Below are 21,325 nucleotides of genomic sequence, written 5' to 3'. Positions count from 1 at the left end.
CTGCTCACGGATGGCAAACGAAACAGCAAAACCAGAGATCAAGAAAAAGGCTCCCGTGACGGAGCTGCGCGATGCACTTCTTGGTTGGTATGCACAACATAAGCGCGAGTTGCCTTGGCGCGAAAATACCGACGCATATCGGGTTTGGGTGTCGGAAATTATGCTGCAGCAGACACGGGTAACAGCCGTCCTGGAGCACTATCGTGCGTTCATGGAGGCGTTTCCAAATGTGCAAACTCTGGCACAGGCGAGCGAGGAAAGTGTCCTGACGCGATGGAGCGGCCTGGGCTACTACAGGCGCGCAAGGATGCTGCATCGTGCAGCTCAGGTCGTTGTTTCGGAGCTTCGGGGAAAGATTCCGGAAACTGCTGAAGGCCTCAGGAGCCTGCCCGGAGTGGGGCGTTACACGGCGGCGGCGATTGCGAGTATCGCGCATGGCGAACCAGTCGCAGTAGTGGATGGCAATGTGGAGCGCGTGCTGACTCGGTTCGATGGCGAGCCAAGAACTGATGGCACGGCGTGGCGGAGAGCACAGGAATTGCTGGACCCATGTGCTCCCGGAGACTGGAACCAATCCATGATGGAGTTGGGAGCCACGGTTTGCACGCCGCTGAATCCGCAGTGCCTGATGTGTCCGGTGCGAAAGTGGTGCGTGGCTCCGGGGATGGAAACGAGCAAGGCGCAGGCGCCCAGGAAGCGAGTTCAATTGACGCGAGCGCTCATTGAGCGCAACGGACACGTGTACCTTGTTCAGCGGGCATCGCATGAGCAGAAGATGGCGGGCATGTGGGAGCTTCCGGAATGGACGCCGGGGGCCGATGACAATGTGGAGACGGTTGGTTCAGTGAGGCACTCGATCACCGACACGGACTACGAGGTGCGCGTTGTGCGACTGAGCTTGAAAGCGTTGTGTGCTCGCGGCGAAATGAATGGGCGCTGGGTCGCACGCAATCGAGCGTTTGAGTTGCCGATTACGGGGCTGACGAGGAAGATCTTGCGGAAGATGGCTGGCACGCCACAGGCCAGCAGCAGCGTACAATAAACACGAAAATGTACATTCAGATTCTGAGGACTGGGAGTCCCATTTCTATGCGCAGAGTGTTGGGTGTTTTTCTGGTTTGTATCGCATTGAGTTGCGTGGGGGCAGCTCGTACGGCTAAACACACGCGTGCAAGACATGTTGTATCTGGCGGTCAGCAGGCCAGCGGAATGTTTGGGGCGCTGCACAATGTGCGGGAAGAACGAATCCGCGCGGACGTGAAATATCTTGCGAGCGATCAACTGGAAGGGCGCGGCACCGGCTCCAAGGGCGGAGAACTGGCAGCGCAGTATATCGCCGAGCAGTTCAAGAAGGCTGGCGTAGAACCGGCGGGCGAGAGCGGAACGTATTTCCAGCGGGTTCCCATGGTGGGCATGACGACGCTGCCCGGAACGACCGTCGCAGTGAAGACTCCCAAGCAAGTGATGGATCTGAAGCTGCTCGACGACGTGGTGGTGTTCAATCTCGACCAGCATGAGACGACGGATCTGAATGCGGACGTTGTTTTTGTGGGCTATGGAATTACGGCACCGGAATTTGGGTGGGATGACTATGCCGGAGCGGACGTTAGGGGCAAGGTCCTGCTGATGCTGGTGAACGAGCCGACATCGGATGATCCGAAGTATTTCGGCGGCAAGGCTTTGACGTATTACGGGCGGTGGACTTACAAGTTTGAGGAAGCAGGTCGGCGGGGAGCCGCAGGCGTGATCCTGATCCACAAGTCCGAGATGGCAAGCTACGGTTGGGATGTGGTGCGCAGTTCGTGGTCAGGAGAACGCGCAGGTTTGGCCGGCGATAGGGATCCAAAACTGGCGATGGCTTCGTGGGTGCAGTTGAATGTGGCGCGCACGATGCTGGCCGACGCCGGACAGAATCTGGATGCGTTGATGAAGTCGGCGGAGCAGAAGGGTTTTCGGGCGATGCCGCTGCCGCTGAAGGTGAACGCGCACGTCATCACGAACATCCGGCATTTTGAGTCAAAGAATGTGATCGGCAAAGTGACCGGCTCGGATCCGGAGCTGAAGAAGCAGGCGATTGTTTACACCGGGCACTATGACCACCTGGGGATTCGTCCGAATCAGCCGGGAGACAACATCTACAACGGCGCATTGGATAACGCGAGCGGTACGGCGATGATTATCGAAATGGCGCGTGCAGTTGCAGAATCTCCGGTAAAGCCGAAGCGGTCGATGTATTTCGCTGCCGTGACGGCCGAAGAGCAAGGATTGTGGGGATCCGAATACCTGGGCAAGCATTCGCCGCTGCCGCTAACGGATATCGTGCTGAACCTGAACTATGACTCGATCAAGCCGCTGGGAATTCCGAAGGAAGTGGAGGCTGAGGGATATCAGCGTACGGACTTCACGCACATCTTTGAGAAAACGGCGGCAGACTTCAAGCTGAAGATACTGGAACCGGAGCATCCGGAAAACGGCGGGTACTATCGCTCGGACCACTTCAGCTTCGCCAAATTGGGCGTGCCGGCCTTCTCGATTGAAACCGGTGACCACTTTGGTGGACATCCGGAGTCGTGGGTAAAGGCGAACAGCGATGCAATGGACAAGAGCTATCACCAGCCGACGGATGAATACAAGGACACTTACGACTATCGCTCGAACGCAGTGATGGCACGGTTCGGGATTGCATTGGGCTATCGGGCGGCGGAGCAAAAGCAGATGGTTCAGTGGAAATCCGGAGACGAATTCGAAAAGGCACGAAAAGCTCTGGGACAGCAGTAAGGTGACTCGGTAGCACGGTGAAACTGTTGCTCCCGTCCAAGGATGTGATGTGGTAAAGTCGCACAGTCAGCTTACAAATTCCCTGCGAAGCAGAAGGGTCGCATGTCGCCGCTGCCGTTTTTCGGACGGGTGAAGATATCTGAAATTGCGGGTCAGTTCACGCTGACTCCGTATGTTCCGGAACTCACTTTTCGGGGGCTGGTGGCGGGTGTCGATAATCTTCGATCGGACGTATATCTCAGTGGGAAGTTCGCTGAGATTGCGTCCGTTCACCTTTCTAACCTGATCGAGCAGCACGGGGATGTTCAACAACTGGCGCGAGTGCAGGATGAGAATCCGTTTGGGGATTCTCCTTATGGACGCGCGCATATCAAGAGCGACGCCCTACCCAAAACGGAAGTCGATTACCCAGCAGAATTCAAACAGGCTCTAAGCGGACTGCAGCTTGCGTCTCTACGTCGCGCACGACAAGCAGACGATATTGAGCTCGATCTGCTGTGCCGCGTGGGACTGATAAAGTTCCTGCGCACGGAATTGGTGTTGCAATTCAGCAACGTCCTGGAACGCTGTCGCGAAACGCTGAAGAAACGCGCAGAGAGGCATCTGGAGTTGCACCAGATGGTGCTGCGCGACCGGTTTCTGCGATTCCAGGTGAATAAACGACAAGTGCTGCGCCGGGTTGCGGAAGACGTTCTTTCGACAATGGCAGAGGTCGAGCGCGAGACCGTGGCGAGCACAAGGCACTCGCTTTTTGGAGATCATGATCCGCCGGGATACGAGGTGCTGGCAAACAGGCTGCTATTTCCCGATGCGTGGAACGATCCGTTCATAAGGGCGACGAATTACGCGCTCTTTGGCAGCTTCGACCGAGACCGAGACCAGTTTATACGAGTGGCTTCGCTGGCAAAGCACTTCCTGCGAGATCTTGATGTGGCGGAAAGCGAAGATGCGGCTGAAGGACTGCTGAACAATCCTGAGAATGCAAAAGCACTGATGTTCAGCGGACTGGCTGATGATTCGCCACGGGCCAAGGCGCAGCGAGCGATTACTTCAGCATGGGTGGATGCGCTGGAAGAGGCGGACCTGCTTCAGTATGTAGTTGCAGCATATGAAACGGTGCCGATCATCGAAGAGTATGGAGCGGTGATTTCACCCCAGCAGTTGAAGTGTGCGCTGATCATGAAGGACGAACTGCGCAGGGTCGAGGAGGTTTTGGAGACTCATGCGGGCCGCTCTCAGGAGAAACTGCGGGCAGCGGCACAGCGAGTACGCTCGGCGGGAAACAACGAGCGAATGAGATACGCCGCACGATACCTGATCGATCTATCGCGCTTCCACCGGGATGTGAAGAAGTTAGAAGTGCTGGAGCGTGCGCTGGAGTCTGTGAATCTGCTGCACAACTCAAGGCTGCGCGAGCTTTCGGAAATCAACGGAACCCTGTACGAGTATTTGCTGCCGGAAGAGGAACGCCCGGTCGAACAGCGCGTCAAGAACCATGTGGTGCTCAAGGCCGACGTGAGGGATTCAAGTTTCCTGACCCGCTCATTGCTGGAGCGGGGACTGAACCCGGCGTCGTTTTTCAGCCTGAACTTCTTTGAGCCAGTGAACAAGCTGTTGCCGAAGTATGGGGCACAGAAAGTGTTCATCGAGGGCGACGCAGTCATTCTCGCGATGATGGAGAAAGAAGGCGAGCGCGGATTTGGCGTGGCTCAAACTTGCGTGCTGGCCCGGGAGATTCTGGAGGTTGTTCGGGCATACAACAGGACATCGGCTCAAAGCGGGTTGCCGAAGCTGGAGATCGGAATCGGTATCGCGTATCAAAGCTCTCCGCCGATGTATTTGATGGATGGCAGTCACCAGGTCATGATTTCGGAAGCATTGAACCTGAGTGACCGTTTGAGTGCGTGCCACAAGCGTGCGCGCCACCACGTCAAGGACAGCAACCCGATCTTCAACGTGTTTGTGTTTCAGACTGCTGATGAAGAAGCGGTGGCGGGAGCGTTGGAAGACTTTCTGCTCACGTATAACGTGGGCGGCATTCATCTGCCCAGGGCTGCATTTGAAAAGATGCAGAACGAAATTTCTTTGGAAGAGTTTGAGATGGAATTGCCGATGCCATGGGGATCGGATCACGTGCAACTTTATCGCGGCCTGGTTCCGGTGAGCGCAGGCGTTTTCCATCCGATTATCGTGCGCAGGGGAAGAGCGGCACAGGTCGAAGTGCGCGATTTCAAATTCGTGCGCTGGGCCGACTACATTTACTACGAAGTGTGTGCGAATCCCGAACTGATCGCAAGGATCGAAAGCCAGCGCGCGGGCGCTGCGGCGGGACAGCAAATTCTCTGATCAAAACCTAGCAACGGCACTTGTTCGGAATGGGACAGTGAACACTGCCTCCAGGTCGATGGCGTGACCATCCTTGAGCGCAGGGCGAAATACCCAGTGCGAGAGTGCCTGCACGGCGGTCCGGTCGAGTCGTGGGTCGACACTCTTCGCAACAGCGACATCGGCGACACTGCCGTCTGCACGAATCACTGCCGTGAGGATGACCGTGCCCTGTACGCCATCGCGAATTGCATCGGCTGGATAGGCAGGATCGGGCTTGCGGATGACTTCCGGAGCGGCGATTGCTGTGTGCGGTGTGCTGGCAGCGCGTTCGGCGAAGTGAATGATCCAGCTGCCGGTAGCGCTGTTGAGATTGGGCATGTTCACGAGCAGGGAATAGGACCGGCGTCCGGCGAAGACGCGCTTTTCGACATCGTTGCGAGCTTCTGTGCTTTCGTGGGCGAGCGGCTGGCGTGGAATCGAGGCGAGCGGAGCATGCATTGCGGCCATGAGTTTGGCGCGCGTATCAGCGTCGGCACCACCTGCATGTGTGCCGTTTGAGTTCGGAGCGGCGACAGGAGAAGACGGCAGGGCGGGAGAGACGTGGATTCCTGCTGGCGCATTCGCGGCCGCTTTCGATGTTAAGGACCCTGCACCAGTCGGGGCGTCTGCTCCGGGAGTTCCGGTTGCATTGGGTCGGCCAGTTTGGGAAACAGCGAACGTGCCGCTTCGATTGCCCGAAGGAATATCTACCGGGCCGTGAACTTCTACGGGATGCAGATTGAGAGCGATGATCTGGCCGGAAGCACGTTGCGCGTTGGCGACTTGTGGCGACTCAGGGATGGGCTCAGCAATCGAAGGGGCTAGGTGCGCAAGGTTCGTGGCGCGGCGGTCGAGGTTACTAACAGCAGGGGCGGGTTCGATCACCTTGGGCTGGAAGCTGGGTAGTGCAAGACGCGGTGAGGCGGTAGCCACGTCGGGCGTGGGTTCGATGACAACTGTTTGGAATGTCGGCAGCTTCGACGTGGAACGCAGGGAACTGGTGTCGGCGGCGGGTTGAACCACCTGGGGCATGAAGGCCGGAAGGCGAAGCTTGGCCGATTCCTGCTGACTGGCACTGAGTGGTTGAACCGGAGCTGCGGGGATGTAGGCGACGATGTTTGGGAGACTGATGTCGCGATCGAGCTTCACCTTCGGAGGCGCAACGATGGTCTGGCGAAAATTGTCCGGCGTCTCGGGGAGTGAAACGATTTCCTGTTTTGCGGGAGCAGGGTCGTGTTTGCCTTTGGCTGCTGGGCGAGAAGGCGCCGCGCCGTGCAACTCGGGAAGGTACTCGCTGATGGTGTAACCGTTCAGTGCAGCGCGGGCGAGTGGAGAGGCAAGATGCGCCTTCGGATGGGGCCAGATCGAAACAGAGTAGAGCGCTCCGAGCAGGACAGCGTGGACGAAAACGGAGTCGAGCAGACCGCGTGCCGGGATTGGGGTAGCGAGGTCTACGCCGCTCCAGAAATCGTATGCAGGAGCCGTGGTGGTCAACCTTCGCGGCGTGACCCGGCCGGAGATTCGCTGGATAAGGTTCTCGGCGAATACAGCAAAAGGATTGGGCCAAGCGATCAGGAGTCGCACTTGGTCGCGATCCAGGCTTGCGCCCTGGACAGGAGTGCTGTTCTGGCTCCGGATTTGAGATCTGGGTGCCACGTGTAAGTTCGGGATTATATCGCGAGCCTTGAATAGCGCTGAATTTCCGGTGCTCGACTATACTCAATTGCAACATGAAGAAAGCTCTTGGAATCGCTTTATTCTTACTGGTTCTTGGTGCAGTAGCACAGGGAACCTCGGCGGCGCAGCCACAGCCGGGAGACATCACTGGGCTGTACTCGTTTGTTCACGAAGGCGAGTTTGTACAGATCGAAGTGAACGATGGCAGAGTGACAGGGCTGGTTTCGCACTTCAAAGATGAGGACCTGGAGAAGGCTGAGTTCATCGACCAGTTTTTCGCCGAGGCGAAGTTGGACGGCAACGTATTGAGCTTCCGAACAAAGTCGGCCGATGGAGTTTGGTACCAATTCTCTGGAAACGTTGAACGTGGGCCGGCAAAGACGCCCGCTGACGAAGGATACTGGATTATCAAGGGCAAATTGACTGTGCACCATACGACTGCTGACGGCAAAGACACTGAAAAGTCAGAGGCGCTGACCATCAGGTCCTTCCCGCAGGATGTGGAACCAAACGCCACGAAGGGCGCCAGCAGCAGCAAAGAGTAGCGAAATCCTGCTTCCTGAATTCACTGCCCGAGCGACAGGTGTCGCTGATGCTATTGCATCTGCAATGCCGTTTCCCTGTGCAACACGCCGCATTACAAGCCTCTCTAAAGGGACAAACCACTCGTCTTAACAGATACAAAAGGAGAGTCCGAATGAGGGCACAACGAATGATTTTGCATGCTCTGGCTGTCGCTACTCTGGGCGGTATGTGTATGGCCCAGAGCGGCACAGCAAGTCCGGGACAGCAGGGCATGGGACAGCAGGGAATGGGGCCGCAAGGCCAGTCAACAACAATGGGGCAGCCGGGCACGATGGGCAGCAACGCTTCGGCAGACACCAATACGATGCCCGACAGCATGAGTGGAGGCGCAGCGAAGAGCCCCGATCACGCGTTCATCACCAAGGCTGCGCAAGGCGGAGTGGCTGAGGTTACGCTGGGGAATCTCGCAAAGCAGAACGGTGGCAGTGATGCGGTAAAGCAGTTTGGCGACAAGATGGTGACGGATCACTCTCAGGCGAACAGCGAACTGAAACAGATCGCGGACAAGAAGGGGATCACGCTGCCGACAAGCCCAAACATGAAAGACAAGCACGAAGCCAAGATGCTCCAATCGAAGACTGGAGCGGAGTTCGACAAGTCGTACATGCAGGGAATGGTGAAAGACCACGAGTCCGACGTGTCTGAGTTCCGGAAGGAAGCTCAGAATGGCAAGGATCCAGAAGTGAAGGCCTGGGCGCAGAAGACATTGCCGATTCTTGAGCAGCACCTGTCCACAGCAAAGCAGGTTGCATCGCAGGTGGGCGCCAGCACGGGCAAAAAGAGCGCAGGGTCAATGAGTTCTCAGCAGCAATAGCTGCGTTGGAATTAGCAAAAAAGGGGGGAGCCATGCGGCTCCCCTTATTTGCGAGCGGAGAAGGATAGAGCTATTGCTGCTGCACTGTGCCGTTCCCATTTGAAGTCTCAGAGGCTTCGAGTGTCGCGATTGTCTTCCGAAGCCATTGTTCAAGCACAAAGATCATCTTGCGACGATCCTGGACGAGAAGCCCAGCAACGGTTTCGCCGAGGTCGTTGAGAGGGATGTAGTGGCAGGGCAATTCCTCAGATTGTTCATGTTCCGGAACGAATTGAAAGAGAGCACATTCTGTGCAGGCGTGCGCCCGGACGGGATCCTTGAAGTTCAGGCAAGCGAAAGTCCCCTGGAATGGCGACTTAGCAGAAGCTAACTCCAAGTTTCGCTCCATACCGCCTAGTTCCAAATAATTTAGCTCGTAGCGGAGTACCTGCAGCGTGTCACTCACGGTCGGGGGCATGGAATCCTCCAATCGCGTAAAGTGTGGCGCAGCGGGCGGGTTCAGGATGTGATGGAACTCACGCCACCACGTGACAAATCTGGAGCTACCACTACAGAACTAAGGCCCCGAAATCAGTTCTCAATGAGCTGGTTGTTGATTGCGAATAGAGCAAGTTCAAGGCGGCTGGATACACCAACTTTGTCGAAAATATTGGTGAGGTGATGCTTCACAGTGTCTTCACTGAGCGCGAACTTCTGTGCGATTTCCTTGTTGCTGAGACCAGCCACGATGGCGCTCAGAATCTCGCTTTCGCGACGAGTGATGCCCATGGTGCGGGCTTTCGACGGCGTGAGTAGCGCGGTTTGTTCGCGAAGGTACTGGACCATGTCGGTTACAGGCTCACGACCAACCCAATATTTGCCATCCATGACGCAACGGATCGCCTTGAGGAGGAGCTCTGTCGCGGACTCCTTCATCACCACACCCCAAGCACCCATCTGCAGCGCCTCGATAATTTGTCGGCGCTCGATTGCGGCAGTCAGAAGAATGGAACGGGTGGAGAGATTCTGTTGCGAAAGCTCGCGCAGAGTTTCGATACCCGGCAACTTGGGCATGGCGAGGTCGAGGAGCAGAATCGAAGGGTGAAAGTTGCTCACCATGGCAACGGCTTCGGCTCCGTTGGCAGCTTCTCCGATTACCTCGAAACCTTCTTCCAGATCGAGCAGGCGATGTAGGCCGTCACGAAAGATCGTGTGATCGTCGGCAATAATCAGGGTTACTTTGTTATCCATCGTTTACTGTCCATGTGAGATGTAGCTTTTCAGTGGAAGCTTGATCAGCAACTGCGAACCACGTGGAGCCTGCGAATTGATGCACAGTTCTCCGCCTAAATTGGCAACGCGTTCTTTTATGATTGCCGGGCCCCGGGCGGATCTCATCAACTCTGCTCCCGCCAGTGTACCTTCAAAGCCGAAGCCAACGCCATCATCACTGATGCTCAATCTCCAGAAGCCGTCCTGTCGCCCGAAGGTGACGAGCACGTCTTCGGCTTTGGCATGCTTGCGCACGTTGACCAGAGCTTCGCGAACGATCAGCAGTATTTCGCGGCATGCGTGTGTCGTGAGGTGAATATCTTCAGCGGTAGAGACGAAGCGCGCAGAAATTCCTGAGTCACGGCGGAACCGGTCAACCTGTTCGGCGAGGTGATCGAGCAACTGATCGGGTTCTACCTCGACAGGCTTCAGTTGATGCATAAGCTCGCGGAGTTCGGCGACCTGAATTCGAAGCAGGCTTTGCAGAGAGCCTACCTCAGGTGCAATGGGCGGGTATTGTTTTTCTGCGCGGCGTCGGAGAATGTCGGCTCGCATCTCTGCCGAGATCAGCGATTGCACAACGCCATCATGGAGTTCGCGCGCGACACGCGCACGCTCAAGAGCCCCGGCTCGGGCGCGAAGTCGCCGAGTGAGATAGACACCGTATGTGGCGGTGGCCGCTTGCTCGAACAGGGCGCTGGCAAAGGCCAGTTCCTGGAGCATATTTCTCCCCAACTTGGCATCAGCGATAAACAGTCGCAGACTCCATTCATGGCCGAGTTTAGAACGTACGCCCAGAAGTGAATCCGTGTTCTCTGGCAAGAACGGAAGTTCGGGAATGCATTCGTTCACCACGTGAGCTTGCGCCTTCGGACTGAGGGTGAGCATGCGGAGCGCGGTCGGTGAGATTTTGCTACAGAAGAATGCTGAAGGTTTGTCGGGCAAAAGATATTGCAGACGATCGTCAGTATCGATTTCCCTGAAATACGACTTGGTATCGTATCCGTGGTCGGTGTCGGTTTCCCAAAGGTAAACCCGGTCGGTAGTCAGATCGTGTGTGACGAGAAAAACTCGCCTTCCGCAAAACAGGTTCAGGAATTCATCGCAGATCGTCTGCACAACAAGGCCCATGCTGTGTTCTGTGCGGGCAGCGTGTAGCAATCGGTTTACTACGCCGGATTCAGCGCGGCGTTCCTTTTCGTTTTCGCCGAGAATTCCAATCAGGTATCCGAGAACCAAAAGATAAGCGGAACGAGCCAGAAGGCGATTGCCTTCGTATTCTCCCCAGGGAGTGCCGCGCAAGCAGAAGGCCTCGATTTCCAGAACCATGCTGCCACATACGGAAGTCAAAAGCGCCTCAGGGAAGCCCCAGCGAAAGCCAGCCGCAATCAACGCAAAAGAGTACATGCTGATAAACGGAGAGCTGGAACCGTGGGAGAAAGCGGTAATCAGGGTAGGCCAGACGATGTCGCCTATGTGCAGCGCAACCAGGGCGACTCGAGTGATGGGGCGATTCGAAACCCAGATGTAAACCGCAACGCTGTGCAGTACCCAGATGACGAGCAGGACATAAACAACGCGCGCAAACCTAGCGGGCTCGGGCGTCTCCATGGAGAAGGCAATGAGCGCGAGTACAGCGAGCACCGCGCGCAACGCTCCAAGCACCGATTCCACGCGAGTACGCTCGGACGCCGTTGTGGGGACGTCGAGGCGCGTGAGGTAACGGTAGGAGAAAGGCCAGCGCACTTATCGTTTCCTGCTTTTGGGGAAAACTCAATGTGTGATTATTTCCTGAATTCAGCGGGCGAGCAACCCTGAATGAAGCTCCGGATCAATTTGGACTTAATTGGACGCGCTGCGGAGGTGTTGGATTGGAGTGAATCTTTCCGCGAACTTACTCAACGTGTGTTTATGTCGCGTAACAGGACTGGCTTGGCCGGTGAATAGGAATCAGGAATCTGTCTCGACTACGCACGTCGCTCTCGCGGGAGTATAGTCGTTTCAACTCTGGTTCGGTGTCCACTTTCTGAACAGGAGAGAACGATGAAGCCTTGGCTTCCAATTCTGCTCGTCCTTACCCCACTTTTTGGCGCACAAGCGGCAACTCCAGATTCTGACGGCCCAGCCCTTACCGTCTATAACCAGAACTTCGCTGTTATCCGCGACCACATCAAGCTTGACCTCAAAGCAGGCATCAATACGGTCCACTTCGGCGGAGTTACCGCGCAACTCGAACCCGGCTCCGTGATGTTGCGCGACTGTACGCCACGGCGTGCGCCTCGGGTGGTTGAGCAGACCTATCAGCCGCCTATTTCGCAACAGCAGATGCTTTCAATGTTTGAAGGCCAGACTATCAATTTCCTTGCCTGCAGCGGTGGCGAAAGTAAGATCATTCCGGCAAAAATCATACGAGCAGGTAGGCTTTGCACTCCGAATACTCCATGCGTTTATGGGAACACTCCCGCTCAAGGTACTTACTACGGGCAGCCCACGGCGCATGCTGATGAGCCAATTTTCCAGGTCGACGGCCAGCTACGTTTCTCGATGCCCGGTACACCGCTGTTTCCACCTCCTGCCGACCCCTCGATTCTGCATCCGCAGATCAACTGGCAACTGGAAAGCGATACCGCGGGCAGCACAACCTGCGAACTCAGTTATGTGAGCGGCGGAATGACTTGGGAGGCCGACTATAACGCTATCGCCCCTGCGACGGGTGACGCACTGGATTTGATTGGATGGGTTTCGCTCAACAACCACAGCGGAAAATCCTTCGATAATGCACGCATAAAACTCATGGCAGGTGACGTCAGCAAGATTCAGCCCCAGGGCGTTGGCGGGGGCGTGGGTGGCGGAATACCCCGTGGGGCGGTAATAGCTGGAGTAGCCCAACCGCAAGTCACGGAGAAGGAATTCGACGAATATCACCTGTACACGCTTGAACGTCCCGCAACGATCAAGGATGGCGAAAACAAACAGGTTGAATTCCTGCACAAGAGCCATGTCCCCAGCAAGCGTGTTTATGTTTACTCGGGATTCAGTTGGCAGCCGCAGCCGGGCCAGTACTTGCAGCCGGAATACTTCATGCAGCAACGTAGTTTCGGCGTCGATTCGCAGCCCAAGGTTTGGGTAATGCGCGAGATTCTCAACACGGAGCAAAACGGTCTCGGCATGCCTTTGCCGAAAGGCAGGGTGCGGTTCTACCGTCAGGACGAAGGTGGCCAACTGGAGTTTATTGGTGAAAACACGATCGACCACACGCCTCGCGGTGAGACTTTGCGTCTCTACACAGGGAACGCATTCGACATCACCGGCCAGAGACGGCGCACGGACTTCAAGGTTGAGAATGCCCACATGTGGGCCGACGAATCGTTTGAAATCACGGTGAAGAATCATCGTAAGGAGCCGGTGGAAGTAATCGTCCAGGAGCACTTATACCGCAGCGCTAACTGGGACATCACCTCCAAATCGGCACCCTTCAATAAGCGCGACAGCAATACGATCGAGTTTCCAGTGCAGATCGCGGCCGAGGGTTCGCAGACCGTGATTTACACGGTTCACTACACGTGGTAGGGAGATCGAAGGGTAAGAAGAAAAGATCAACAGCAGCTTGCAGTGATCGGCCAATCAGGTTCATGATCACGGGCCGATGTGATAGGCCTCACTGAGCAAAATAGAGTTGCGGACTACGTTGTTTGCGACCTGAAACGAGCGATGATGGATGTGTCCGTCGCCCGCCGGGTTGGGAGACAGGAATGAAAGCCCAACCACCCGCGCGCCGCAGTATTCAGCAGAAACGTGCTGCGACTGCCCGATACCTGCCTCCGAAAGGAGAAGTAAACCATGTTTCGGCCGGCTTCCTTCAAATCGGTATTGGTAATCGCAGTGACTGTTCTGATCGCGTTCACGTTGGCAAGTGCGACGACGACGCTCAAATACGACAAGAGCAGCGAAATTAAGATCAAGGGCGTTGTGCAGGAAGTTAAAACGGACGGAGATTCCACTGTCCACCTTTTGATCTCAAGCGACAAGGGCGCAGTTGACCTGTGGGTCGCACCGCAGAAATTCCTGAAGGAAATGGAGATCACCTTCGAAAAAGGTGATGAAGTCCAAGTCGTAGCCGCGCCAGTGACGGTGGATGGCAATCAACTGATGCTCGTGCGCGAAGTGACTCGCAAAGGCGACGTGATGGTGATGCGCGACGAAAAAGGGAAACCCGTGTGGGTTGGGTGGATCAAGTAGAACGCAAAGTTTCGCGAGGTTGAATAGAGAAAGGGCCGCTGCGAGAGCGACCCTTTTGTTTTTTGCTAAACCCTGCTATTTCTTTTTGCCGGGCGGAATCACAACAGGGCGGCGGAGAGGCACAAGACCCTCTTTCGGCATCGCCTGATTGGCTCGGGTCATGACTTCCTGCTGAACGTACTTCACGAATTCCTGCATTTGAACTTGCATCTGCTCCATGCGCTCGCGCATATTGAGAATGATTCCGATGCCAGCAATGTTGACGCCGAGGTCGCGCGCAAGAGAAAGGATGAATTCCAGGCGCTTGAGATCATCCTCGGTGTAAAGACGTGTGTTTCCGTCGCTTCGCGATGGCTTCAGCAATCCTTCCCGCTCGTACAGGCGTAATGTTTGGGGGTGGATCTCATACATCTCGGCCACCACCGAAATCATGTATGCGCCTTTGCCTTTTCGTTTCGTCATAGGTCGAATTTGCTTAACATTCTAGCTTGCGAGTTGCTGATTGCCTATCCTGAAGCTATATCTTGCTCCACAGCTCCGCGCGCGGATTGTCGGGATGCAGCTTCTCAAGCTTCTGCCACAGTTCCTTGGCTTCGACGTTCGGTATTTCGGGCACAACGATGCGGATCTTAACAATCTGATCTCCGGTCACGCCGGGCTTCGTCGCTGAGGGCACACCCTTCTCGCGCATGCGCAGCTTTTGTCCACTCTGGGTACCGGGTGGAATGCGCAACATGGCGCGGCCATCGATTGTCGGCACCTCAACCTTTGCTCCGAGCGCGGCTTCCCATGGCAGGATCGGGACTGTGATGTAAATGTCGTCGGCTTCACGTTGAAAAACGGGGTGTTCGCCGATCTGCACGATGATATAAAGATCGCCGGCAGCGCCACCACGCGCTCCGGGATTTCCTTTTCCTGCAAGCCGGATGCGCTGTCCATCGCGGGTGCCAGGCTTGATGCGGAACGAAATCGGCTCGGGCGTCATGCGCCCCATGGACGACGGGCGCTGGATATTGAGCTTCATTTCGCCGCCGCGAATCGCTTCCCAGAAAGGTACCTGAACTTTGTACTCGACATCGGAGCCGGAGGACGGCATCGGTTCCTGTGCCGCGGCCCCGCCGAAGATGCCGGAGAAGATGTCGCGGAAACTGGAGCCGCCAGCATGGCCTCCACGTTGCGAATCACCACCGAAATCGAAATCGCGCAAATCGAATTCGACATTCTGGCCACGCTGGTTGAATCCGCCGAACGGATTCCCGCCACCGAACGGATTACCGGCGCCGAAAGGATTGCCCGCACCCGCGCCACTTTGGGCGTATGCTTCGGCAGCCTTCGGGTCGATATTGTCCGAGTAGAAGCCGAGCTGGTCGTAGATCTTCCGCTTCTTGGGATCGCTCAGGACGTCGTTGGCCTCCGACAACTCCTTGAACTTCTCCTCCGCCTTTTTGTCGCCCGGATTTACGTCGGGATGATACTTGCGCGCAAGTTTGCGAAACGCCTTGCGCACGTCATCAGCCGTGGCCGTCTTTTTCAATCCGAGAATGGCGTAATAGTCTTTTTTATCCGTTGCGGCCATTGTTGTTTACTCGCTCGTCTCCGTGGACAAATCCTTGCAGTCCAGAATACTTCTCCGTGGCATCTGCACCAAGGAATTCTTCGTTCCGGACTGGCTTGCTCTATCTATCGTCAGAACTCGTCGTTAAGCCCAAACTTTTTACTCCAAAACGATGCCCCTGCCCGGACGCTCACCATGCAGGCGGCTGCCGGCAGGGGCAGTCTCACTTCATAACACCGATTCGGGGAACTCTAATTCATGCAGGTTGCGCCGCCACTGGACTGCTCTGGCTTTGCTGGCCCAGTCAGCAGCGCTCCGTCATGGTAGATGTCCACTGACTCGATGCCCGCGCGAGACGGCGTTAACAAAAACCACTCCGCCTGTCCCTGGTCGAACGTCAGATAGTACGGGATGCCGTTGACTTCAAAATTCATTAAATTCCCCTTCCGCGAGCGTAAAACTGCCCGCTTGCAAAACGGCCAGAGCGACTGATCGCTCCGGCCGCGATCATCTGAAAACTTACTTCTTGTCCTCCACATCCACGTACTCGGCGTCGATTACGCCATCATCCTTCTTCGCCTCCGATTTCGGTTGCTCAGCCTGCTGCTGCGCACCGGCTTCGGGACTCGGGGGAGTGGCTTTGTACATCGCTTCCGCAAGTTTGTGGGATGCTGCCTGCAGGCGATCGCGCGCGACCTGCATCTGCTTGTGGTCGCCAGACTCGAGGGCCTTCTTGGCATCGCCGACTGCGTTCTCGACTTCGCCGCGTTCGCCACCAGAGATCTTGTCGCCATTCTCCTTCAACATCTTCTCAACCTGGTAAACCATGGCATCAAGCTGGTTACGCGTTTCGACTTCTTCACGCTTCGCCTTGTCTTCTGCCGAGTGCGCATCGGCTTCCTTCGCCATGCGGTCGATCTCTTCCTTGCTGAGACCGCTGGAAGAAGTGATGACGATCTTCTGATCCTTGCCGGTCGCAGTGTCCTTGGCCGTTACGTTCAGGATGCCGTTGGCGTCGATGTCGAACGTGACCTCGATCTGAGGCACGCCGCGAGGCGCCATCGGAATGCCGGACAGATGGAACTTGCCCAGCGTACGGTTCTGCCCTGCCATCGGACGCTCGCCCTGGAGGACGTGAATCTCTACCGAGGTCTGGTTGTCAGCCGCGGTTGAGAAGACCTCGCTCTTGCGCGTCGGGATCGTCGTGTTGCGGGGAATCATGACCGTCGCCACGCCACCATAGGTCTCGATTGAGAGCGAAAGCGGAGTCACGTCGAGCAAGAGCAGGTCCTTGACCTCGCCCTGGAGCACGCCGCCCTGAATGGCAGCACCCACGGCAACGACTTCGTCGGGGTTCACGCCACGATGCGGTTCGCGTCCGAAGAACTCCTTCACGCGCTGCTGGATCATCGGCATACGCGTCTGACCGCCGACGAGCACGACTTCGTCGATCTGGTTGGCTTCGATACCAGCATCCTTCAAAGCCTGGGTGCAAGGCTGGATCGACTTGTCGATCAAGTCGCGGACCATCTCTTCGAGCTTGGCGCGAGTGAGCGTCTTGACCAAGTGCTTCGGACCGGAAGCGTCAGCCGTGATGAACGGCAGATTGATCTCGGTCTGCATGGTCGTCGAAAGCTCGATCTTGGCGCGCTCAGCGGCGTCGCGCAGACGCTGCATGGCCATTTCATTGCCCTTGCTGCGCAGGTCGAGACCGTATTCCTTACGGAACTCGTCAGCCAGCCAGCCAACAACGCGCTGGTCGATGTTGTCGCCGCCGAGGTGAGTGTCCCCATTGGTGGACTTCACCTCGATGACGCCTTCACCGACTTCCAGAATCGAAATATCGAAGGTGCCGCCGCCGAAGTCGTAAACGGCGATGGTTTCATCCTTCTTCTTGTCCAAGCCATAGGCCAGTGCCGCTGCCGTGGGCTCGTTGATGATGCGCTTGACATCCAAGCCAGCGATTTTGCCTGCGTCCTTGGTGGCCTGGCGCTGCGAGTCATTGAAATATGCCGGCACAGTGATGACGGCTTCGGTCACAGGCTCGCCCAGGTAGTTCTCTGCAGCTTTCTTCAGCTTCTGCAGGATCATGGCCGAGATCTGGGGAGGCGTGTATTCCTTGCCCTGAGCCTCGATAGCGACGTGGTCGCCCGACTGTACGACCTTGTACGGCACCATCTTCATCTCTTCGCTAACTTCATCGTAGCGGCGCCCCATAAAGCGCTTGATGGAGAAGACGGTGTTCTCCGGGTTCGTAATTGCCTGATTTTTGGCTACTTGGCCGACAGGACGTTCCCCGTTCTTGGTGAAACCGACAACCGATGGGGTAGTCCGGCCACCTTCTTCGTTGGGGATGACTTTCGGTTCGCCACCTTCCATGACGGCTACAACCGAGTTCGTCGTTCCCAGATCAATGCCGATAATCTTTGCCATGTGTTCCTTTGCCTCCTGCGGTAAATCATTGGCTATGTTGAGGTTGGCACTTCCACAGGAGTACCGAACCCGACAGCGCGCCCTGCTGGACGCCAACTCAGACCTAATATGGTTGCGATGATAGAACCTGAGTGACTTACTGTCAACTTAATAGATGAGGCGATTCGTGCCGAGGATGCAAGGAGAAGCCACGCAACGTTGCTGGGACTGAGGACAGAGGAAAGTTGTTCCAACTAATAAGGTAAGGTTTGCCGATTCAGCTGGCCGCTCCGGATCGATCCGATGTGGCTCCTGCAGGTAAGTTGTTAAACATGAATCGCTTGTAGACACGAGGGGCGGCTAAGACGGGGCACAGACAATGGGAAGCTCAATTGCAACATGTAGGGCGTGAGGAGACCAGATGGCAAGCAAGGTCCAAGAGTTAACGATGCCTGTGGGGTTGGGGATTCTTGACGAGGAACATTCGGAGATCGAGCGGAGGTACTCGGAACTTGATAGGGCGATTCTGTATGGAAGCGACTTGGGCGAGATTCGATTGGTTTCCGAAAATCTAACACGGGCGATTTTGCTCCATCTTGCTCACGAGCAAGAGTTTCTGGAGAAGATGTCATTCCCATTGCTTGAAGATCACTGTGAAGCTGAACTGGGGATGATGGCCGAGGTGTTCAAGCTTGAACTGGACCTCAGTAGGGACGAGGCTTCAGCTCCATTGCGTCTCAGGAACTTGTGCAGGGAGTGGCTGCATGAACACCTGGATATGGAGCGCGAAGAACTGCAGTTTGCAGTATTAGCCGCTGGAACACGCCCTGGCTCAGCACAGGCGTAAGCGGCATCCAGAGTTCAGGGCTCTGAGCAGCCGATGAACGGCTACTCGCAATGCGGCGACCTTCTCCCCCTTCAAGGTCGCCGCTATTTGTTTCGGTTCTTAGTCGTAGCGTTCGTAGATGACGCGCTTCTTGTCCCAGCCACATTCCTCAACTAGCAGCTTGCGAACGGCGGAAACCATTTCGTTGAGTCCGCAGATATACACATGCATATCTTTGCGGTCTCCAACGATGCGGCGAACGTGCTCCTGAACATAGCCCCGGGCTCCTGTCCAACTTTCAGGCGCTCGACTGAGGCTGGCAATGTAGTGGAAATTGGGCTGCTCGGCGGCGAGTTGCTCAAACTCTTCCTGGTAATAGACATCGCTGGGATAACGCGTTCCATAGACGACCCAGACCTGGCGGCCATTGTGACGCTGTTCTCCTGTCCCATCCAGTCCGAAGAGGTGGTGCACCATGCTTCGAAACGGTGCCACCCCGGTTCCCGTGGAAACGAGAATCACGTCCTGGACCTCGGGCTTGAGGACGAAGAGGCCGTGCGGGCCGTGAAAGTGCGCGGTTTCACCGACAGTGCGGTCGCAAAGAAAATTGGACATGAAGCCTTCGTCCACGCGGTTTAGGCAAAGGTCGAAGGTGTTGTTCTTTCGGGGTGGAGAGGCTATGGAATAGGCGCGGGTGACGAACTTTTCGCCGCGAGGTTCGCGAACGGAAATGAATTGTCCCGCTAAGAAGGGGAACTCGGGGACGTCCTCCACCTCGAACTCGAGGTGTTTGGTTTTCTCCGAGAGAAGCACGGAGCGAGTGAGCCGGGCGGTGAGTAAGTTGTGTTCCATGTTCTTCCTTCAACGCACTACGAGCGGTTTCGGAGAAACAGTGTTCCATCCGGCCGCTTCACGACTGTGACGACGACCATTGATTTGGCTCTTCAGGATACAGCATCTCGGAAAAGTTGTAATGTACGCAGCAATTTAGAGCTGAGCAAATTCGGGGTTCGGAAGCGGAGCTGGCCGTAAATGTCGGGGCAACGCGGCAGCGTCCTGATATGTGGGACGGCATCCAACGATTCACAAGAAGCACTTGGGGCTGGGAATTCTGGGTGGAGGTGGTTTGATGACCAGTGCGTCGGTTGGAGAGTCGGCAGAGGCTGAGTTACTCATTGTGTTCGACGGCACGCAATCGCGTTATCCGCTGACGAAGCCGGTAGTGACGATTGGGCGCCGCGCCGATCGTGACATAGTCATCGCTGAACCCCATGTTTCGCGGAATCACGCGCAGATCGAACGTCGCGTCTCCGATTACTACCTTGTGGATCTCGGCAGCAGCCACGGGACATTCGTCAACGGTAAAGCCGTGCAGCAACACTGTTTGCAGGGTGGTGACCGAATAGAACTCGGCACGATGGGCGGAAGCTATCTGGTGTTCAAAGACTCGCGGCATCCCACAGGCGAGCGGTTGATGGCAGATCCGCGAGGCGAAATGCTGTCCATGATCATGTCAAGGCAGACATCCTCGGATAAACCCGGAGAGCTGCATCTGCTGAGCATGTTTATCGAAGGTGCGCGCGCGCTAAACAACTCCTCGGTGTTGAGCGAAGTGCTGTCGACGCTGGTGGAAGCGTCGCTGCGTCTGACGAAAGCGGAGCGCGGATTTGTGTTTCTCTGTAACGAAGACGGTACGCTGTCGCTGGCCGCAGGGCGAACTGAGCGCGGGGATACCCTGACGGAAGCAAAGGGAATTTCTCAATCGGTGCTGCATGAAGTGATTTCGTCGGCTTCGGAATTTGTGATGAGCATGGGCGATCCCGGAATGACGGGCCGCGAAAGCATCATTGCCCACGATCTTCGCAGCATTGTTTGTATCCCGCTGCGCAAATCGCAGTTCCGTGGAGTGGGGTGCAATGCTACCGGCGCAATGGGTGTTCTGTACCTGGATAGCCGAATCGAAAAAGGCAAGCTTCCTGATGTGAGCCATGAACTGATTCGCGCCATTGCACGAGAGGCTGCGGCACTGGTCGAAAACGCATATCTCGTGAAGTCGGAGCAGGAAGCACTGGCGTATCAGCGAGAGTTGGCGATTGCCTCAGGTATTCAACGCAGCTTGATGGAGGTAAAAATTCCGTCGCTGCCGTTCGCGGAAGTCGAGGCTAGAAACATCTCCTGTAAGGAGATTGGGGGCGACTTCTACGACGTCATTCGGCTGGAGGGTTGTGTTGCGGTGGTGGTCGCCGACGTGTCGGGCAAGGGAATCTCGGCCGCGCTGCTGGCTTCGGTGCTACAGGGAGCGATCTATCCTCAACTGCAGCAGGGGTTGCGACTGGAGCAGATTGCGGAAGCCCTGAACCTGTACGTCTATGACAAGATCGTCGGCCAGAAGTACGCGACGCTAGTGATGATGAAGTTGTTCGAGGATGGCGTGGTTGAGTACATCAACTGCGGACACGTGAAACCCCTACTTCGCTCCGGTGACGCGATTCGAGCGCTGGACAACGAGAATTTGCCGGTCGGGCTGCTCTCGCCTGTGAAGTTTACGAGCGGGCGTGCGCATTTGCGCGATGGGGATCGCATCATGCTATTCACGGATGGTGTGGTCGAGGCAGAGGATCAGGTGGGGAATTTCTTCGGGAACGATGGCCTAGAAGCTGCACTGAAAACAGAGTTCTCGCTGAGCAAGCTCTTTGGCGCGGTTCACGAATTTCGCCAGAAAGCTCCTCTGTTGGACGATTGTACGGCGCTGTATTTGCGCTATGGAAGAAGTACTAGCGCAAAATGAGCAAACTGCAGGATAGAAGATAAGGCGGTCCGC

18 protein-coding genes are annotated in these 21,325 nt (G+C 56.2%); 9 read left to right on the top strand and 9 right to left on the bottom strand.

Annotated elements, in window-relative coordinates:
• Positions 1-10 precede the first annotated feature (10 nt).
• From AC6IZD_RS12440 to AC6IZD_RS12430, 3 genes are all read left to right on the top strand, one after another.
• Positions 11-1,042: an A/G-specific adenine glycosylase gene (locus AC6IZD_RS12440; protein WP_497783637.1), complete on the top strand. Its 1,032-nt coding sequence runs from the start codon at positions 11-13 to the stop codon at positions 1,040-1,042.
• A gap of 167 nt (positions 1,043-1,209) precedes the next feature.
• On the top strand, positions 1,210-2,778 hold the full coding sequence (locus AC6IZD_RS12435) for a M28 family peptidase (RefSeq protein ID WP_497783636.1): 1,569 nt from the start codon (positions 1,210-1,212) through the stop codon (positions 2,776-2,778).
• A 102-nt stretch (positions 2,779-2,880) separates the two neighbouring features.
• Complete coding sequence (locus AC6IZD_RS12430; protein WP_497783635.1) at positions 2,881-5,124, top strand: hypothetical protein; 2,244 nt, start codon at positions 2,881-2,883, stop codon at positions 5,122-5,124.
• Here the strand turns inward: AC6IZD_RS12430 and AC6IZD_RS12425 are convergent, their stop codons facing one another.
• A complete protein-coding gene (locus tag AC6IZD_RS12425) occupies positions 5,125-6,729 on the bottom strand; it encodes an energy transducer TonB (protein ID WP_497783634.1) in 1,605 nt (534 codons plus the stop codon).
• Between the two features lie 146 nt (positions 6,730-6,875).
• Between AC6IZD_RS12425 and AC6IZD_RS12420 the strand changes: the two genes are divergently transcribed.
• Both AC6IZD_RS12420 and AC6IZD_RS12415 read left to right on the top strand, forming a co-directional pair.
• A complete protein-coding gene (locus AC6IZD_RS12420; RefSeq protein ID WP_497783633.1) occupies positions 6,876-7,367 on the top strand; it encodes a hypothetical protein in 492 nt (163 codons plus the stop codon).
• A 152-nt stretch (positions 7,368-7,519) separates the two neighbouring features.
• Positions 7,520-8,221: a DUF4142 domain-containing protein gene (locus tag AC6IZD_RS12415; protein WP_497783632.1), complete on the top strand. Its 702-nt coding sequence runs from the start codon at positions 7,520-7,522 to the stop codon at positions 8,219-8,221.
• 70 nt (positions 8,222-8,291) lie between these two features.
• On the opposite strand, the gene AC6IZD_RS12410 is transcribed toward AC6IZD_RS12415, so the two are convergent.
• The 3 genes from AC6IZD_RS12410 to AC6IZD_RS12400 all read right to left on the bottom strand — a co-directional run bounded on the left by AC6IZD_RS12410 (position 8,292) and on the right by AC6IZD_RS12400 (position 11,218).
• Positions 8,292-8,678 carry a hypothetical protein gene (locus AC6IZD_RS12410; protein WP_497783631.1) on the bottom strand — a complete coding sequence of 129 codons (387 nt, stop codon included), beginning with the start codon at positions 8,676-8,678 and terminating at the stop codon, positions 8,292-8,294.
• Between the two features lie 113 nt (positions 8,679-8,791).
• Positions 8,792-9,451 carry a response regulator gene (locus tag AC6IZD_RS12405; protein ID WP_497783630.1) on the bottom strand — a complete coding sequence of 220 codons (660 nt, stop codon included), beginning with the start codon at positions 9,449-9,451 and terminating at the stop codon, positions 8,792-8,794.
• 3 nt (positions 9,452-9,454) lie between these two features.
• A complete protein-coding gene (locus tag AC6IZD_RS12400; protein ID WP_497783629.1) occupies positions 9,455-11,218 on the bottom strand; it encodes a sensor histidine kinase in 1,764 nt (587 codons plus the stop codon).
• A 297-nt stretch (positions 11,219-11,515) separates the two neighbouring features.
• Between AC6IZD_RS12400 and AC6IZD_RS12395 the strand changes: the two genes are divergently transcribed.
• Positions 11,516-13,042 (top strand): DUF4139 domain-containing protein, encoded by a 1,527-nt coding sequence (locus AC6IZD_RS12395; RefSeq protein ID WP_497783628.1) that lies wholly within the window; start codon positions 11,516-11,518, stop codon positions 13,040-13,042.
• A 270-nt stretch (positions 13,043-13,312) separates the two neighbouring features.
• A complete protein-coding gene (locus tag AC6IZD_RS12390) occupies positions 13,313-13,711 on the top strand; it encodes a MamS/MamX family magnetosome protein (protein ID WP_497783627.1) in 399 nt (132 codons plus the stop codon).
• A gap of 75 nt (positions 13,712-13,786) precedes the next feature.
• Here the strand turns inward: AC6IZD_RS12390 and AC6IZD_RS12385 are convergent, their stop codons facing one another.
• The 4 genes from AC6IZD_RS12385 to dnaK form a co-directional block, all read right to left on the bottom strand.
• Positions 13,787-14,173, bottom strand: coding sequence for a MerR family transcriptional regulator (locus AC6IZD_RS12385; protein WP_497783626.1), 387 nt, complete (start codon positions 14,171-14,173; stop codon positions 13,787-13,789).
• Between the two features lie 55 nt (positions 14,174-14,228).
• Positions 14,229-15,287 carry a DnaJ C-terminal domain-containing protein gene (locus AC6IZD_RS12380; protein WP_497783625.1) on the bottom strand — a complete coding sequence of 353 codons (1,059 nt, stop codon included), beginning with the start codon at positions 15,285-15,287 and terminating at the stop codon, positions 14,229-14,231.
• A 230-nt stretch (positions 15,288-15,517) separates the two neighbouring features.
• On the bottom strand, positions 15,518-15,700 hold the full coding sequence (locus AC6IZD_RS12375) for a hypothetical protein (RefSeq protein WP_497783624.1): 183 nt from the start codon (positions 15,698-15,700) through the stop codon (positions 15,518-15,520).
• 85 nt (positions 15,701-15,785) lie between these two features.
• Positions 15,786-17,735 carry a molecular chaperone DnaK gene (dnaK, locus tag AC6IZD_RS12370; RefSeq protein WP_497787582.1) on the bottom strand — a complete coding sequence of 650 codons (1,950 nt, stop codon included), beginning with the start codon at positions 17,733-17,735 and terminating at the stop codon, positions 15,786-15,788.
• 364 nt (positions 17,736-18,099) lie between these two features.
• Here dnaK and AC6IZD_RS12365 point away from each other — a divergent pair, with 364 nt between their 5' ends.
• Positions 18,100-18,525 (top strand): hypothetical protein, encoded by a 426-nt coding sequence (locus AC6IZD_RS12365; protein ID WP_497783623.1) that lies wholly within the window; start codon positions 18,100-18,102, stop codon positions 18,523-18,525.
• A 99-nt stretch (positions 18,526-18,624) separates the two neighbouring features.
• Here AC6IZD_RS12365 and AC6IZD_RS12360 read toward each other — a convergent pair whose 3' ends face one another.
• The gene (locus tag AC6IZD_RS12360) at positions 18,625-19,356 is read right to left on the bottom strand and encodes a ferredoxin--NADP reductase (RefSeq protein ID WP_497783622.1); all 732 of its coding nucleotides are present in this window, start codon (positions 19,354-19,356) and stop codon (positions 18,625-18,627) included.
• Positions 19,357-19,633: 277 nt separating this feature from the next.
• Here AC6IZD_RS12360 and AC6IZD_RS12355 point away from each other — a divergent pair, with 277 nt between their 5' ends.
• Positions 19,634-21,292 carry a SpoIIE family protein phosphatase gene (locus AC6IZD_RS12355; protein WP_497783621.1) on the top strand — a complete coding sequence of 553 codons (1,659 nt, stop codon included), beginning with the start codon at positions 19,634-19,636 and terminating at the stop codon, positions 21,290-21,292.
• The last annotated feature ends 33 nt before the right edge of the window (positions 21,293-21,325 follow it).

The sequence above is a fragment of the Koromonas humicola genome (assembly GCF_059726255.1).
This window is presented reverse-complemented; position numbering and strand designations above follow the sequence as displayed.

Coding starts and splice junctions, on each gene's coding strand:
- AC6IZD_RS12440 (WP_497783637.1), top strand. CDS start 11: ATGGCAAACGAAACAGCAAAACCAGAGATCAAGAAAAAGGCTCCCGTG.
- AC6IZD_RS12435 (WP_497783636.1), top strand. CDS start 1,210: ATGTTTGGGGCGCTGCACAATGTGCGGGAAGAACGAATCCGCGCGGAC.
- AC6IZD_RS12430 (WP_497783635.1), top strand. CDS start 2,881: ATGTCGCCGCTGCCGTTTTTCGGACGGGTGAAGATATCTGAAATTGCG.
- AC6IZD_RS12420 (WP_497783633.1), top strand. CDS start 6,876: ATGAAGAAAGCTCTTGGAATCGCTTTATTCTTACTGGTTCTTGGTGCA.
- AC6IZD_RS12415 (WP_497783632.1), top strand. CDS start 7,520: ATGAGGGCACAACGAATGATTTTGCATGCTCTGGCTGTCGCTACTCTG.
- AC6IZD_RS12410 (WP_497783631.1), bottom strand. CDS start 8,678: ATGCCCCCGACCGTGAGTGACACGCTGCAGGTACTCCGCTACGAGCTA.
- AC6IZD_RS12405 (WP_497783630.1), bottom strand. CDS start 9,451: ATGGATAACAAAGTAACCCTGATTATTGCCGACGATCACACGATCTTT.
- AC6IZD_RS12395 (WP_497783628.1), top strand. CDS start 11,516: ATGAAGCCTTGGCTTCCAATTCTGCTCGTCCTTACCCCACTTTTTGGC.
- AC6IZD_RS12390 (WP_497783627.1), top strand. CDS start 13,313: ATGTTTCGGCCGGCTTCCTTCAAATCGGTATTGGTAATCGCAGTGACT.
- AC6IZD_RS12385 (WP_497783626.1), bottom strand. CDS start 14,173: ATGACGAAACGAAAAGGCAAAGGCGCATACATGATTTCGGTGGTGGCC.
- AC6IZD_RS12380 (WP_497783625.1), bottom strand. CDS start 15,287: ATGGCCGCAACGGATAAAAAAGACTATTACGCCATTCTCGGATTGAAA.
- AC6IZD_RS12375 (WP_497783624.1), bottom strand. CDS start 15,700: ATGAATTTTGAAGTCAACGGCATCCCGTACTATCTGACGTTCGACCAG.
- AC6IZD_RS12365 (WP_497783623.1), top strand. CDS start 18,100: ATGGCAAGCAAGGTCCAAGAGTTAACGATGCCTGTGGGGTTGGGGATT.
- AC6IZD_RS12360 (WP_497783622.1), bottom strand. CDS start 19,356: ATGGAACACAACTTACTCACCGCCCGGCTCACTCGCTCCGTGCTTCTC.
- AC6IZD_RS12355 (WP_497783621.1), top strand. CDS start 19,634: ATGACCAGTGCGTCGGTTGGAGAGTCGGCAGAGGCTGAGTTACTCATT.